This window comes from Myxococcus sp. CA056, from assembly GCF_013336715.1.
In the GTDB taxonomy this organism is placed as follows: Bacteria; Myxococcota; Myxococcia; order Myxococcales; family Myxococcaceae; genus Myxococcus; species Myxococcus llanfairpwllgwyngyllgogerychwyrndrobwllllantysiliogogogochensis.
The window spans coordinates 43,730-57,928 of sequence record NZ_JABUMT010000001.1 but is presented as its reverse complement, the minus strand read 5'-3'; the positions used below and the strand labels follow the sequence as shown (position 1 = coordinate 57,928).

11 protein-coding genes are annotated in these 14,199 nt (G+C 69.4%); 6 read left to right on the top strand and 5 right to left on the bottom strand.

Annotation, left to right across the window (positions count from 1 at the left end; genetic code table 11):
- Positions 1-11 precede the first annotated feature (11 nt).
- The 5 genes from HUA76_RS00230 (at position 12) to HUA76_RS00210 (ending at position 6,106) form a co-directional block, all read left to right on the top strand.
- The gene (locus HUA76_RS00230) at positions 12-173 is read left to right on the top strand and encodes a hypothetical protein (RefSeq protein WP_174454657.1); all 162 of its coding nucleotides are present in this window, start codon (positions 12-14) and stop codon (positions 171-173) included.
- Positions 173-400, top strand: a complete 228-nt coding sequence (locus HUA76_RS00225) for a DUF350 domain-containing protein (RefSeq protein ID WP_141647619.1) — start codon at positions 173-175, stop codon at positions 398-400. Before HUA76_RS00230 ends, HUA76_RS00225 begins: the two co-directional genes overlap by 1 nt.
- Before the next feature lie 41 nt (positions 401-441).
- Positions 442-1,938: a polyamine aminopropyltransferase gene (locus tag HUA76_RS00220; RefSeq protein WP_141647618.1), complete on the top strand. Its 1,497-nt coding sequence runs from the start codon at positions 442-444 to the stop codon at positions 1,936-1,938.
- On the top strand, positions 1,929-3,560 hold the full coding sequence (locus tag HUA76_RS00215; RefSeq protein WP_174459671.1) for an FAD-dependent oxidoreductase: 1,632 nt from the start codon (positions 1,929-1,931) through the stop codon (positions 3,558-3,560). Before HUA76_RS00220 ends, HUA76_RS00215 begins: the two co-directional genes overlap by 10 nt.
- Positions 3,561-3,748: 188 nt before the next feature.
- Positions 3,749-6,106, top strand: coding sequence for an arylsulfatase (locus HUA76_RS00210; RefSeq protein ID WP_141647616.1), 2,358 nt, complete (start codon positions 3,749-3,751; stop codon positions 6,104-6,106).
- A 75-nt stretch (positions 6,107-6,181) separates the two neighbouring features.
- On the opposite strand, the gene HUA76_RS00205 is transcribed toward HUA76_RS00210, so the two are convergent.
- Complete coding sequence (locus HUA76_RS00205) at positions 6,182-7,348, bottom strand: acyl-CoA dehydrogenase family protein (RefSeq protein WP_174459670.1); 1,167 nt, start codon at positions 7,346-7,348, stop codon at positions 6,182-6,184.
- 87 nt (positions 7,349-7,435) lie between these two features.
- On the opposite strand from HUA76_RS00205, the gene HUA76_RS00200 reads away from it, so the two are divergent.
- Positions 7,436-8,449, top strand: a complete 1,014-nt coding sequence (locus HUA76_RS00200; protein ID WP_174459669.1) for an NADP-dependent oxidoreductase — start codon at positions 7,436-7,438, stop codon at positions 8,447-8,449.
- Positions 8,450-8,480: 31 nt separating this feature from the next.
- Here the strand turns inward: HUA76_RS00200 and HUA76_RS00195 are convergent, their stop codons facing one another.
- The 4 genes from HUA76_RS00195 to HUA76_RS00180 form a co-directional block, all read right to left on the bottom strand.
- Complete coding sequence (locus HUA76_RS00195) at positions 8,481-10,094, bottom strand: glycine--tRNA ligase (RefSeq protein ID WP_141647613.1); 1,614 nt, start codon at positions 10,092-10,094, stop codon at positions 8,481-8,483.
- A 93-nt stretch (positions 10,095-10,187) separates the two neighbouring features.
- Complete coding sequence (locus tag HUA76_RS00190; RefSeq protein WP_174454662.1) at positions 10,188-10,514, bottom strand: hypothetical protein; 327 nt, start codon at positions 10,512-10,514, stop codon at positions 10,188-10,190.
- Positions 10,515-10,693: 179 nt separating this feature from the next.
- On the bottom strand, positions 10,694-11,290 hold the full coding sequence (locus HUA76_RS00185; protein WP_254613952.1) for a hypothetical protein: 597 nt from the start codon (positions 11,288-11,290) through the stop codon (positions 10,694-10,696).
- A 14-nt stretch (positions 11,291-11,304) separates the two neighbouring features.
- The gene (locus HUA76_RS00180) at positions 11,305-13,959 is read right to left on the bottom strand and encodes a hypothetical protein (RefSeq protein ID WP_174459667.1); all 2,655 of its coding nucleotides are present in this window, start codon (positions 13,957-13,959) and stop codon (positions 11,305-11,307) included.
- Between the last annotated feature and the right edge of the window lie 240 nt (positions 13,960-14,199).

The following is a 14,199-nucleotide window of genomic DNA, read 5'->3' as shown; positions in this document are numbered from 1 at the left end:
GGAGGCGCGGCATGAAGTGGTTCGGTGGACTGGTGCTGCTGGGTTACACGGCCATGATGATGTCCGGGTGGTCGCCCTTCACCAGTGAGGAGAGGGACCGTGTGCCGGGCAACGTGCGCCGAGGCCCGGGTGGCATCCTGTTGTGGACCGGTGGTTTTCAGGGAGGGAAGTGATGCTGTTACTCGGCGTCGTCGTGAGCTGGCAGGGTGTGCTGGCGAGCGTCATCTATTCGCTCATTGGCCTGGCGGTGTTCGTGGCGGGCTTCTTCGTCATCCGCCTCATCATGCCGTTCGACGTGCACAAGGAGCTGGAGGTCGACCAGAACACGGCGGTCGGCATCGTCATCGGCTCCTTCATCCTCGGCCTGTCCATCATCGTGGCCGCGGCCATCGGTGGTTGAGGGGCGGGGACTCCCGCTCGAAGAAGAAGTGAAGTGACGACGTGAACAAGACGCTGCTGTACATCACCGTCATCGTCATCGCGACGTGCGGGCTCGTCTACGAGCTCGTCGTCGGGGCGCTCGCCAGCTACCTGCTGGGTGATTCGATTACCCAGTTCTCCACCGTCATCGGTGGCTACCTCTTCGCGATGGGCATCGGCAGCTACCTGTCGCGCTACATCGACAAGGGGGTGGCGCAGCGGTTCGTGGAGGTGGAGCTGGCGGTGGCGCTCCTGGGCGGGCTGTGCGCCCCGGTGCTGTTCCTCACCTTCACGCTGACGGACCTGTTCCAGGTGGCGCTGTACGGCAGCGTCATCATCATCGGCACGCTGGTGGGGCTGGAGATTCCCCTCCTGCTGCGCATCCTCAAGGACCAGCTCAAGTTCAAGGACCTGGTCAGCCAGGTGCTGTCGCTCGACTACCTGGGCGCACTCGCCGCCAGCGTCGCCTTCCCGCTGCTCCTGGTGCCGAAGCTGGGGCTGGTGCGCACCTCGCTCCTGTTCGGCATCCTGAACGCGGCGGTGGGCCTGTGGAGCACGTGGCTGCTCGCGCCGCTGTTGGGCAACCCGCTGCGCCTGCGCGTCAAGGCGGTGCTGCTCACGGTGCTGCTGGTGGTGGGCTTCGTGCTCGGAGACCGGCTCACGACGTTCTACGAGGACCAGCTCTACGCGGACGACGTGGTGCACGCGTCCAGCTCCCCCTACCAGCGCATCATCCTCACGCGTGGCAAGCGGGGCTTCTCGCTGTTCCTCAACGGCAACCTCCAGTTCGCCAGCGTGGACGAGTACCGCTACCACGAGTCCCTCGTGCACCCGGCCATGGTGCGCGCGGGAAGAATCGAGCACGTGCTCATCCTGGGCGGTGGCGACGGGCTCGCCGCGCGCGAGGTGCTGCGCTACCCGGAGGTCCGCTCCGTCACGCTGGTGGACCTGGACCCGGCGATTACCGGCCTGGCCATGGGCTACGGCGAACTGGCGAAGCTCAACGGGAACGCGCTGACGGATGCGCGCATGCGCGTCGTCAACGCGGACGCCATGCAGTTCCTGATGGAGGGAGACCAGCGCTACGACGTGGTGATTGTGGACTTCCCGGACCCGAACAACTTCGCGCTGGGCAAGCTGTACACCACGGGCTTCTACAAGCTCCTGAAGAAGCGGGTGGCGCAGGACGGGGTGGCGGTGGTGCAAAGCACCAGCCCCCTGTTCGCCCGGCGCTCCTTCTGGTGCGTGGAGACGACGCTGAAGGCCGCGGGCTTCTGGACGCAGCCGTACCACGCGCTGGTGCCCTCGTTCGGCGAGTGGGGCTACGTGCTGGTGTCCCACGAGGCCCCCGGCCACCACCGGCCGCTGCCGGAGGGCCTGCGCTTCCTGGACCTGCCCACGCTGGAGTCGCTGACGCTGTTCCCTCCGGACATGAGCCCCCTGCCCGTGGAGGTGAACCGGCTGAACAACCAGGTGCTGGTGCACTACTACGAGGAGGAGTGGCGGCGGTGGAACTGACGCGGCGAGAGCTGGTCGCCGCGTTCCTCGGCTCGGCGGTGGCGAGCGGGTGCAAGCGCGAGCAGCCCCGTGCCCCCATTCCGGGCGCTGTCGTCGACCGCGCGGTGGAGGTGGGGCACCGGTTGCGTGGCGGGCCGCTGCCTCGCGCGGAGACGCTCGAAACGGTGGACGTGCTGGTGGTGGGCGCGGGCGTGGCGGGCCTGTCCGCCGCGTGGCGGCTGGCGGGCGCGGGCGTGAAGGACGTGCGCGTGGTGGAGCTGGAGTCGGAGGCCGGGGGCACGTCGCGCTCGGGGCGCAACTCCGTATCGGCCTTCCCCTGGGGCGCGCACTACCTGCCGGCGCCGCTGGAGGACAGGGGCCCGGTGGTGCGGCTGCTTCGCGAGATGGGCGCGGTGTCCGGCGTGGACGCGCAAGGCCTGCCGACCTTCGAGGAGACGCTGCTCATCCAGGAGCCGGAGGAGCGCCACTTCTACCGGGGCCACTGGTACGACGGGCTCTACCTGCGCGTGGGCGCGACGGCGGAGGACCTGGCGGAGCTGGAGCGCTTCGATGCGCGGATGAATGCCTTCGCCGCCGCCCGGGACGCGAAGGGACGCAAGGCGTTCGCGGTGCCGACGGCGCGCTCCAGCGACGACGCCGAATGGACGGCGCTGGACACGCTGAGCATGGCGGCCTGGCTTGCGCGCGAGGGCTTCCGCTCCACGCGGCTGAAGTGGCTGGTGGACTACGCGTGCCGCGACGACTACGGCGCCACGTCCGAGCACATCTCCGCGTGGGCCGGAATCTGGTACTTCGCCGCGCGCCAGGACGGGCAGGGCGAGCGCAGCGAGGGCTTCCTGAGCTGGCCCGAGGGCAATGGCCGGCTGGTGCACCAACTGCTCTCCGCGCTGCCTCCCCGCGCGGTGGAGCGCGACGTGCTGGTGCACACGGTGGAGCCGGGCGAGCAGGGCTGCCGGGTGGACGCGTTGGATGCTCGCACGGGCAAGCCTCGCTCCTTCCAGGCGCGACAGGTGGTGCTCGCGTGCCCGCGCTTCCTCGCGGCGCACCTGGTGGCGCCGTGGCGGACAGCGCGGCCGGCGTGGTTGGAGGCCTTCACCTACGCGCCGTGGGTGGTGGCCAACCTGACGCTGTCGTCGCCGCCGGTGTCGAGAGGCTTCCCGCTGGCCTGGGACAACGTGTTCCAGGAGAGCAACAGCCTGGGCTACGTGGTGGCCACGCATCAGCGCCTGCGTCAGGACGAGAACGGCCCCACGGTGCTCACGTGGTACCTGCCCATGGCCGGCGCGGACGTGAAGGCCGAGCGCACCAAGGCGCTCTCCGCCAGCTACGCGGACTGGGAGGCGCTCGTCATGGCGGACATGCGTCCGGCGCACCCGGGCATCGCCCAGCAGGCGCAGCGCCTGGAGGTGCAGCGCTGGGGCCACGCCATGGTGCGGCCGACGCCGGGCTTCATGTGGGGACCGGAGCGCCGGGCCGCGCAGGAGAGCGTGGGGCGCCATCTGCACTTCGCGCACACGGACCTGGGTGGGCTGGCCCTCTTCGAGGAAGCCAACTGGTTCGGAGTGAAGGCCGCGGAGCGCGTGCTGGCCGAGCTGGGGCAGGCTTCCGCGAGCTGGCTCTAGCCTCCCTCCATCCGCGAGGTGCCAGGGGCTGGCGGGCCGGGCCTTGCCTGCTCGGGTCCGTCCCGGGGGCAGCGGTCAGTGTCCGGGGGTGTGCCCATTTCTGACCCTCGGGGTCGGGACGTGTCCGTCTGGAACATCCGAGGACGCGCGACGGTGGCCCCACGGGCACGACTTCGCGGAGGCACACCATGTCGCTCAAGGAATACAAACCCGGCAGCACCTTCCCTGGCACCATCGGCCGGACGTGGGAGCAGTCGTCTCCGGCGTGGCCCCAACCGCTGCGCGCGAAGGCGGGCGCACCCAACGTCCTCTTCATCGTCCTGGACGACACGGGCTTCGGGCACCTGGGCTGCTATGGCTCGCCCATCCGCACGCCGAACCTGGACAAGCTGGCGAAGGGCGGCCTGCTCTACAGCAACATGCACACCACCGCGCTGTGTTCGCCCACGCGCTCGTGCATCCTCACCGGCCGCAACCACCACTCCAACGGCATGGCCACCATCACCGAGGTCTCCCTCGGCTACCCGGGCTACAACGGCACCATCCCCTTCGAGAACGGGTTCCTCTCGGAGATGCTGTCGAAACAGGGTTACAACACGTATGCGGTGGGCAAGTGGCACCTGACGCCCACGGAGCAGACGAGCGCGGCGGGGCCCTATGACCGCTGGCCGTTGGGTCGTGGCTTCGAGCGGTTCTATGGCTTCCTTGGCGGCGACACGCACCAGTACTACCCGGACCTCGTCCACGACAACCATCCGGTGCTGCCGCACAAGACTCCCGAGGAGGGCTACCACCTCACCGAGGACCTGGTGGACCGCGCCGTGGACTTCATCGCGGACTCCAAGCAGGTGGCGCCGGACAAGCCGTTCTTCATGTACTTCTGCACGGGCGCGATGCACGCCCCGCATCACGTCCCCAAGGAGTGGGTGGACAAGTACAAGGGCCAGTTCGACGACGGCTGGGACGAGTTCCGCAAGAAGGTGTTCCAGCGTCAGCTCAAGCTCGGCGTCATCCCTCCCGGCACGAAGCTGTCCCGACATGACCCGGACGTGGCGGAGTGGGACAGCCTGCCGCCCGAGGAGAAGCGCCTCTATGCGCGGATGATGGAGGTCTTCGCGGGCTACCTGGAGCACACGGACCATCACATCGGCCGGCTGCTGAAGTCCCTGGAGGAGAGCGGTGAGCTGGACAACACGCTCATCATGGTCATCTCCGACAACGGCGCGAGTGCCGAGGGCGGGCCCCATGGCTCCGTCAACGAGCTGAAGTTCTTCAACAACACGCCGGAGTCGCTGGAGCAGAACATCGCGGCCATGGACGACCTGGGTGGGCCCAAGTACTTCAATCACTACTCGTGGGGCTGGGCGTGGGCCGGGGATACGCCGTTCCGCCGGTGGAAGCGCGAGGTGTACCGGGGCGGCACGACGGACCCGTTCATCGTCCACTGGCCCAAGGGCATCCGCGCGCGGGGCGAGGTCCGCACGCAGTACTGCCACGCCATCGACATGGTGCCCACGGTGCTGGACTGCCTGGGCGTGGAGCCTCCCCAGGACATCCGGGGTGTCACGCAGTCGCCCATCGAGGGCGTCAGCTTCCGCCACTCCTTCGACGACGCGCGCGCGGAGAGCCACCACCACACGCAGTACTTCGAGATGTTCACCAGTCGCGCCATCTACCATGACGGCTGGCGGGCGGTGTGCCCCTTCCCCGGGCCGTCCTTCACGGAGGCGGGCGAGGCGTTCGGCGAGTCGGCCATCACCGAGGAGCGGCTGCGCAAGCTCGACGCGGAGGGGTGGGAGCTGTACCACGTGGCGGAGGACTGCTCGGAGACGAAGAACCTCGCCCAAGAAGAGCGGGGCAAGCTCATCGAGATGATTGCCCTCTGGTACGTGGAGGCGGGCCGCTACAAGGTCCTTCCGCTCGCGGCGCTGGACCGGGCGGTGTTCGCCGCGGAGCGTCCGCAAATCACCAAGGACCGCAAGCGCTACGTCTACCGGCCGCACACCTCACCCGCGCCGGAGAACGTGGCGGTGCATGTGCTCAACCGGCCGCACTCCATCACCGCGAAGGTGGACGTGGATGGAGACGCGGAGGGCGTGCTGCTCAGCCACGGCGGGATTACGGGCGGCTACACCTTCTTCATCCAGGACCGGAAGCTGCACTACGTCTACAACTTCGTGGGCGAGCGGGAGTTCCACATCGAGTCGGCGATGGAGATACCCGCCGGCCGCACGGAGCTGCGCTTCGAGTTCGAGCCCACGGGGGAGCCGGACCTCGACGCCGGCAAGGGCGCGCCGGGACGCGGCAAGCTCTTCATCGACGGGGACCTGGTCGCCCAGAGCGACATCTCCTCGACGATGCCGCTGCTCATCAGCCTGGGTGAGGGGTTGACGTGCGGGCGGGATGACAACTCGTCGGTGAGCACGATGTACCGCCCACCCTTCACGTTCCGGGGCGGCACGCTGCGCGAGGTGGTGGTGGACGTGTCCGGTGAACACCTCCACGACGAGCAGAAGGAGCGCAAGACGGTGATGGCTCGGCAGTAGGGGGAGGCGACACGTCGTCGCCTGATGGGGCCCGGCCTCTTCCCAGCGCTTCAGGGAGGCCGGGCCCTCTTTTCTTCAGAGCACCGGGGTGGGCGGGTCGAAGCCCAGCAGGATTCCGCCGGTGAGCTCCAGCGTGGGCCGGGCCACCATGGCGTGCTGGGTGAGGGTGTGGACGTCGCGGAAGCAGCGCTGGAGCGCGCTGGTGTGGAACACGGCGGGGCCGCCCGCGGCCTCGTACATCCGGTCCACCGCGCGCGCGGAGCTTCGCGTGGCATGCGTCATGGCCAGGCGCAGGTCCGCCCTGCCGCGCACGGAGACGGGACCTCGGGTGGCTTCGTCATGGAGGGCGTGAATCGTCTCCAGCAGAAAGGCGCGGGACGCGCGCACCTCGGCCTCCGCTTCGGCGACGGCCTCCTGTACGGCGGGCCGCGCGGCCAGCAGCCTGCGCTCCACCACCACCGTCTTCTGTCGGGCCAGCGCGGTCAGCTCATCGATGGCGCGCCGGGCGATGCCCAGGGCCACGGCGGGGATGCCCAGGCCCAAGAGGCCGAAGGGAAAGCCATACAGCGGGCGCGCGACGTGGGGCGGCGCGAAGAAGGAGAAGCCGTGGTCGTCCGGGACGAAGAGGTCCTTCACCTCCATGTCGCCGCTGCCGGTGCCGCACAGGCCGGAGGCGAACCACGTGTCGTGGAGCGTGACGTCCCTGGCGGGGAGGAAGAACAGGCGCGTCTCCGGCACGCCCTCGCGCACCATGCGCGGCTTGCCGCCCTCGGTGACGAGCGCGCCGCCCACGAGCCAGTGACAGTGCTGGCTTCCGCTGGCCCAGGCCCATCGGCCGGTGAGCCGGTGGCCACCCTCGACGCGCTCGGCGCGGCCCAGGGGCGCGGCCACGCCTCCGGTGATGATGTCCGGCGCGGAGAAGATGGCGCGGCCCACGGGCTCCGGGAGCCACGCCGCCGTCAGCGCGGTGGCGGAGCCAATCATCGCGCACCAGCCGGTGGCGCCGTCCGCGCGCGAGAGGGCCTCGATGACCTGGAAGGAGAGCGCGGGGTGGAGCTCCAGCCCACCGTACGTCTCCGGAATCATCATCCGGAAGATGCCGGCGCGAGTCAGCTCCGCGACGAGGTCCTCGGGCAGCCGGCGCGCGGTCTCGATTTCGGCGGAGCGCGCGGACAGGCGCGGCGCGAGCTCCACGGCGGTGGCGAGCAGGGGATGGGCGGGGAGTGGGAAGGAACTCGTCATGGCCGACAGCCTAGGAAGTCCTGACTCCTGGTTGCCAGCGGGGAGGTGGAAGGAAGATGGTGGGGCGCCTCGAACCCGGAGCCGCCGATGAGCACCCTCCCGAGTCGTCAAGTCGTCCTCGCGCGCCACATCCCCGGACTGCCCGAGCCGGAGCACTTCCGCGTGGAGCGCGTGGAAGTGGGCGAGCCTCGGGACGGAGAGCTGCGGGTGAGGACGCTGTTCGCGTCCGTGGACCCGGGCACGCTGGCCCGGTTGGGGGGCGTGGACTCGTACGCACCGGCCCTCGAATTGGGTGAGGTCATCGGGAGTGCGACGGTGGGCGAGGTGCTGGCGTCCCGTGACACGCGCTACGCCGTGGGAGACGTGGTGGTGGGAGGCTGGGGCTGGCGGGAGCACGCGGTGGTGAGCGCGCGGGGACTTCGCAAGGTGGACCCTGGACCGGAGTCCGCCTCGGCGGAGCTGGGCGTGCTCGGCATTCCCGGGCTGACGGCGTACTTCGGCATCCTGGAGCTGGGGCGTCCCCAGGCTGGGGAGACGGTGCTGGTGTCCTCCGCCGCGGGCGCGGTGGGCTCCATCTCGGGACAAATCGCGAAGCGTCAGGGCGCTCGCGTGGTGGGCATCGCTGGCGGCCCGGAGAAGTGTCGCTGGGTGGTGGAGGCGCTGGGCTTCGACGCCTGCATCGACTACCGCGCGGAGAAGGACCTGGCCGCCGCCATCCGACGGGAGTGTCCCCAGGGTGTGGGCGTGTACCTGGACAACGTGGGCGGCTCGACGCTGGACGCGGCGCTCACGTGCATGGCGCTGAAGGGCCGCGTGGTGGTGTCGGGGCTCGTCGCGGACTACGGCGTTCCGCCGGAGGCTCGCGCGGGGTTGAAGAACACGCCGTTCCTCATCATCCAGCGGCTGCGCATGGAGGGCTTCGTGGTGTTCGACTACGCCGCGCGCTTCGGTGAGGCGCGGGCGGCGCTGCGTGCGTGGCTCCAGGATGGAACGCTGAAGCACCGCGAGCACGTGGTGGAGGGCCTGGAGTCCGCGCCCGCCGTGTTCGCCGGCCTGTTCCGAGGCGAGAACTTCGGCCGCGCGGTGGTGAAGGTGGGGTGAGGCCGTTGCAGGCCTCACCCGGGAACATCGTTCAGGCCATCTTCTCGCGCAGGTAGGCCTCGAGCTCGGAGATGGCCACGCGCTCCTGGGTCATCGAGTCGCGGTGGCGCACCGTCACGGTGTCCTTCGAGGAAGCGGACTCGCCATCTCCAAGCGTGTCGAAGTCGACCGTGACGCAGAAGGGGGTGCCAATCTCGTCCTGGCGGCGGTACAGCTTTCCGATGGCGCCAGTGTCGTCGTAGACGACCCGCATCGAGCCCGAGGACTGCAACTGGCGACGGATGCCCTTGGCCACGCCCACGATGCCCGGATGGTTCTTCTTCAGCGGGAGCACCGCCACCTTGATGGGCGCCAGGCGCGGCTTGAAGTGCAGCACCGTCCGGTAGAACTCGTCGACGACGGGGTCGACCTGCCCGCGGAGCTTCTTCGCGACCTCGATGCTCTCCGCGCCCGGCATGGAGAGCAGTCCGGTCATGGACGCGAGCCGCTCACCGAGCGCGCCGGCGATTCGCTCACCCTCGGCGAGGAGGGCGTTCTTCGCCTCCACCGGGAGCTTCTCGTTGCGACCAACGGACTTGAGGAAGGCGCCGAGCGCCTCCTCGACGGGCTTCAGGCGCTCCGCCGGAGCGGGCTTCACCTGCTCCTCGGCATACGCCTCGCTCAGCACCGCGAGCACGCCACGGTCGACGCCCGCGGACGGCTCGATGACGAACGGCACCACGTGCTGCTTCGTCTCGGGGTCGAAGTACGTGAGCTTCTCGGTGCTGTGGCCGTTGGGGGACACGCGCGCCTTCAAGCCGAGCGAGCCCTGGTCCTTGCTGTGTGAGCCCAGGTCATAGTCGGTGCGGTTGGCGATGCCCTCGAGCTCCTCCAGCCCATGAGGGAAGCGGTAGAGCAGGTCGACGGTGGCCTTGGCGTAGTGCGCGAGCTCGTCCGGCTTCTGGTGGTACGGCACCAGGTTCTCGCGGGAGAGACCGACGGAAATCCACCAGTTGATGCGGTCCTCGACCCACTTCTGGTGCCAGGCCTCGTCCTCGCCGGGCTTCACGAAGAACTCGACCTCCATCTGCTCGAACTCCCGCACCCGGAAGATGAAGTTGCGCGGGGTGATTTCGTTGCGGAACGCCTTGCCTATCTGCGCGACGCCGAACGGGAGCTTGCGGGAGGTCGAATCCAGCACGTGCTTGAAGTTGACGAAGATGCCCTGCGCCGTCTCGGGGCGCAGGTACGAGAACGACTCGGGGTCTGGCACCGGTCCGACCTGTGTCTTGAACATCAGGTTGAACGGGCGGGGCTCGGTCAGCTCGGTGGAGGCACAGTTCGGACACTTGCCGGCGATCTGGTCCGCGCGCCAGCGCATCTTGCAGCTCTTGCAGTCGACCATCGGGTCCACGAAGGTCTCTTCGTGCCCCGAGTAGCGCCACGTGAGCTTGTTCATGAGGATGGCGGCGTCGATGCCCTCCATGTCCTCACGCTCCCAGACATTGGCGCGCCACCAGGCCAGCTTCAGGTTGTTCTTTAGCTCGACGCCCAGCGGACCGTAGTCGTACGTACCCTGAAGGCCTCCATAGATGGCGGACCCCGGGAAGATGAAGCCCCGGCGCTTACACAGGGAAACGAGCTGCTCCATCGTCTGCGCGGCCATCGGTGTGTGGCTCCTTCGTGAACAGCGAGGCGTCCGAGCCTACACCGGTCATGGCGGGAAACCGTCACCCCGCGGTGTCACCAGGGGCTGGGCTCAGGGGCCTCCCAGGTGGGTGATGTAGCGCATGCGCCCGTCGGGGAGCGCCTCCTGGTGGAGCAGGGGCTCGGTGTCCACCGCGATGATGACGATGTCCCTTCGCTGTCCCAGGGCGACCAGCTCGCTGGGCCGGGGCTCCACGGGGCTCGCACCCCCGCCCACTCCATCGGGGAAGAAGAGGGCATGGCCCTTCTCCAGATAGAGGACGGGGACGTGTGCATCCTCGTCCTCGGGCACGAAGACATGCACCGTGCGCGCGAGCGGTGCCAGGTCCAGTCCACACGAGGTGAGCAGGACGAGCAGTGGGAGCATCCAGAAACGCATGACGGTCCTCCAGGCCTCGGCGCGCGGCCGGGCACTCCGTGAGTCGTGAAGCTCGCGAGTCGCGAGCAGGGCTGTGACGTGACTCGGGCTGGAGCCGGCCACCGAGGACGCGGCCCTCGTCGATGCAAGGGCCGCGTCGGTGCTTCAGTCGGACCGTGCTTCGTCCGAGCCTTCCCCGCTCAAGTCGGCGGCGCGACGTCGCAGCGTCCCGAGGCCTTTTGGGAGAGGTCCTCCGCCACGGTGCGCAGCAGCGTGCCTGTCAGGGTGGAGCGGTCTGTCTCTCCTGCTCCCTCTGTCCGCGAGAGCCAGGAGGCCATTCGTCCCAGGCTGGCCGCCGTCACCACGTTCAGCTTCACCTCCACCTGGACGATGAGGCGCTCACCGTCCTCGGGGCGCGCCTCCAGCGTCCAGGCGACGCGGTCCAGCTCCAGCGTGGCGGGCCCTTCCGGAAGCGGCCTTCCATCCAGCATGTAGCCCTCACGGGTGAAGGCAATCACCTGGGTGAGCCTGGCGCCGTCCACCCGGGTGTTGAACCAGAGCGCGCGGCGCTTCCACAGCGTCAGCTCCACCTCCAGCTTCCCCGCCATGCCCAGCCGCACCAGCCGGTCCAGCTCCGCCGAGAGGAAGGAGAAGGCCTCCGAGCGTGCCAGCACGCGCCGCCCGGAGAGGGTGGCGGTGCAGGCGACGCGTGGCTCCTCCGCCCAGGCCCCGGGCGCGAACAGTCCCGCCGCGGCCACCAGGGCCGCGCCGAGCGTGCGTCTTGTCCGTGTCCCCATTCGTTTCATGGGCCTCAGAAAGTCCGCACGAAGAACAGGCGGGCCTCGGGCGTGGCCGTGGCCTTCTCGTCCGTGCGCCACGCGACATCCACGCGCACGTCGTCGCTGAAGTGGAACGTGCCACCGACGCCCAGCCGCGCGTCCTGCCACTCACCGGCACCGCGCACCGTGCCCAGGTCCGCGAAGACGCCGAAGGAATGCCACCGGTACTCGGCCGTCCCCAGCACCGACACGTCGCCCTTGAACTCCTTGAAGCCAAAGCCTCGCAGCGCGCTCCAGCCACCCAGCGCCTCCCGCTTCTGCTCGGGGAGGTTGTCGCCGCCCGCGCCGCGCAGCCGCAGCCGCAGGCCCGTCTCCCAGCCCGTGGGCACCACCATCGTCACGTCACCCAGGAGCTTCCAGAAGCGCTCGTCCGGACCCGTCGCGGCGGGACCCTCGCCCACCTCCAGCGTGACGAACCCATGCAGGAACGGGCTGCGTCCCCAGTCCTTGTCCACGTGGAAGAGGGGCGTCTCCGGCGTGCGGAACAGCGAGCCCACCTTCGCGTTGCGAGGGCTGCCGCTGGCGTACTCCAGCCGGGCGATGACGGACTGGAAGCGGCCCTCGTCCACCGGTGCGTTGGGGAAGGGAGGCGAGTCGCGGCGGAACAGCGAGAGCGGCGGGGTGAAGCTGCGCAGCGTCTCGTAGCGGTCGGAGCGGTACTCGACGCCCGCGAGCCAGTCCTCGGACCAGCGGAAGGTCGCGAACGCCGCCACGCCCTTGCGGCGGAAGTAGTCGCGGTCCGGCCGGTTGATGAGGGCCGAATAGATGGACGAGTCGATGTCGCTCATCCGCCACCGGTCCAGCGTGTCCGTGAAGTCGTACGCCTGTCCGCCCAGCTCCGCGAGCCCCACCGCCGGAACCTCCACGCGCGCGCCGCCCAGCAGGTTGAGTTCGCGCTGCCGCTTCGTGCCCTCGGGGTCATCCGGCAGGCGCTGCCCACCCCAGCGAAGGGGGATGAAGGCGGCGGCGTCCAGCGTGGTGTGGAGGCGGTCCTTCGAGTCCCAGATGCGCAGCGAGCCCGCCAGGCCCGGAGCGAACCCCGTCACCTGCGTGTGGATGGGCAGCAGGTCCAGGTCCAGGTCCGGGCGACGCGTGCGCACGTGCACCACGAGGCGCCGTCCCTCCAGCGTGATTCCCTCGCCATCGTGGCCGTGCCGCCAGGACTCGAACAGCTCTCCCCAGCTCAGGTCGAACTCGACCTTCTCACGGCGACGGCGCTCCCCGCGCTTCTGCTCTTCGGTCCGGTAGTGGCGCACGCCGTCGGCCGCGCGCTCCTCGACGATGCGCGCGTCGCGTCGGCGCGCGGCTTCGTCGGAGTCCGTGTCCACGCTCGACGCTTGCAGGAAGGGCAGGCGAGACTCCAGTCGCTCCATGGCGCGGCGCGCGTCACTGCGAAGGAAGACGTCTCCGGCCTTCAGGTCCAGCGACTCGCGCACCCGGTCCGCGACGGGGCCGTCCACGCCCACCACGTCCACGCCCTCCAGGCGGCCCTCGTCCACGATGATGGTGAGCTGGCCCTTCGGCGTCAGCGTGCCGGACAGGCTCGCGAGCATGTAGCCGTCGCCGCGCAAGTCCCTCAGCGCGCGTTGCAGCGCGGCCGACACTCCTCCGAGGACGAGACCGGGGCGGTACTCCTCACTCTCCATCCGGGCCAGCCACTCACGAGGCGGACGCTGCGGCGGGCACGGAGTGCTGACGACAGTCAGAGTCCCACGCGCGCCATTCACGCGCACGGTGAACTCCTCATCCTCGTCTTCGTCCTCATCGGGGAAGCGGCGCGGGAGACGGAAGACCTCCTCGAGGATTTCGGTGCGCCGCAGGTCCTGGAGTCCCTCCACCTCCACCGACGTGACGACGGGGTTCTCTTCCAGATGCACTTCCAGGACGACAGGCCCCTGCTCGGGGAGGCGCAGGCGCGGCTCCACGCGGGCGAACAGGCCGGTGTGCGCCAGGCGGCGCAGCATCCGCTGGAGGTCGCGGGTTTGAAGGGCCGCGCCAGGCTCGGTGGACGGCGAGCCGATGAAGGCGCGCACCTGGTCCTCCGTCAGCCGCTTGAGACCATGCAGCTCGACTCGCTCCGGCGTGAGCGCGCGGCCATCCACGTTGAGCTCCAGCGGATGGAGGATGGCGAGGTCTTCCACCTCTTCGTCGAGGTAGTCCTCGTCGCACTTCTCCTTCTCGCGCCTGCGCTCGCGCTCGCGCCGGTCCGCTGCCCGTTCGTTGCGCGACTCCGTTCGAGCCGCTGCCCGGGCGTCCTCTTCCTCCTCCTCGCGCTCGTCCGCCGCCTGCTCGTTGCGAGCCTCGGTCCGAGCGTCTTCTTCGCGCCGACTCGCCGCCCGCTCGTTCCGGGCTTCGGCTCGCGAGTCTTCCTCCTCCTCGCTTCGCCAGCGCTCCGACCGCTTGTTACGAGTCTCGTCCCGTGTGTCCTCCTCGCGCTCGGGCGAGGTCTTCGTGCCCTGGGGGAGCGGAAGGGGCAGGCCGTGCTCCTCCTCGGCAGGGGCCACGGGAGCCACGGGGGTGGGGGGCGCGCCGACAACGCGGGTCGGGTCGGGCACGCCCGCGTCGGGCACGGGCTGCGCACCGGCGAGGAGGGAGACGAAGCAGAAGAGAAGCGCGATGCGGTTCATGCGCATGGGACAGAGCACGCTGCGTTCCAGCCGCCGCGTCGGGGCAAGTGCTTGAAAGGACGAGAGCCGGCCAGCCGTGCCGATGTCATGGACACATCCTGATGTCGAATCGAGATGTGATACTGACATCGAGCCCGGCGATTGCCGCGAGCCACCGGGTCCCTTCGAAGTGGCACTCCGTGTCCGGGCGGCCCGTGCTGCTGGCGGGCTGGCCTCAACTCAGTGAGGCGCCCCAGGGAG

Bases quoted from the DNA above. Each gene is read 5' to 3' on its own strand.
- HUA76_RS00230 (WP_174454657.1), top strand. From the start codon at position 12: ATGAAGTGGTTCGGTGGACTGGTGCTGCTGGGTTACACGGCCATGATG.
- HUA76_RS00225 (WP_141647619.1), top strand. From the start codon at position 173: ATGCTGTTACTCGGCGTCGTCGTGAGCTGGCAGGGTGTGCTGGCGAGC.
- HUA76_RS00210 (WP_141647616.1), top strand. From the start codon at position 3,749: ATGTCGCTCAAGGAATACAAACCCGGCAGCACCTTCCCTGGCACCATC.
- HUA76_RS00205 (WP_174459670.1), bottom strand. From the start codon at position 7,348: ATGACGAGTTCCTTCCCACTCCCCGCCCATCCCCTGCTCGCCACCGCC.
- HUA76_RS00200 (WP_174459669.1), top strand. From the start codon at position 7,436: ATGAGCACCCTCCCGAGTCGTCAAGTCGTCCTCGCGCGCCACATCCCC.
- HUA76_RS00195 (WP_141647613.1), bottom strand. From the start codon at position 10,094: ATGGCCGCGCAGACGATGGAGCAGCTCGTTTCCCTGTGTAAGCGCCGG.
- HUA76_RS00190 (WP_174454662.1), bottom strand. From the start codon at position 10,514: ATGCGTTTCTGGATGCTCCCACTGCTCGTCCTGCTCACCTCGTGTGGA.
- HUA76_RS00185 (WP_254613952.1), bottom strand. From the start codon at position 11,290: ATGGGGACACGGACAAGACGCACGCTCGGCGCGGCCCTGGTGGCCGCG.
- HUA76_RS00180 (WP_174459667.1), bottom strand. From the start codon at position 13,959: ATGAACCGCATCGCGCTTCTCTTCTGCTTCGTCTCCCTCCTCGCCGGT.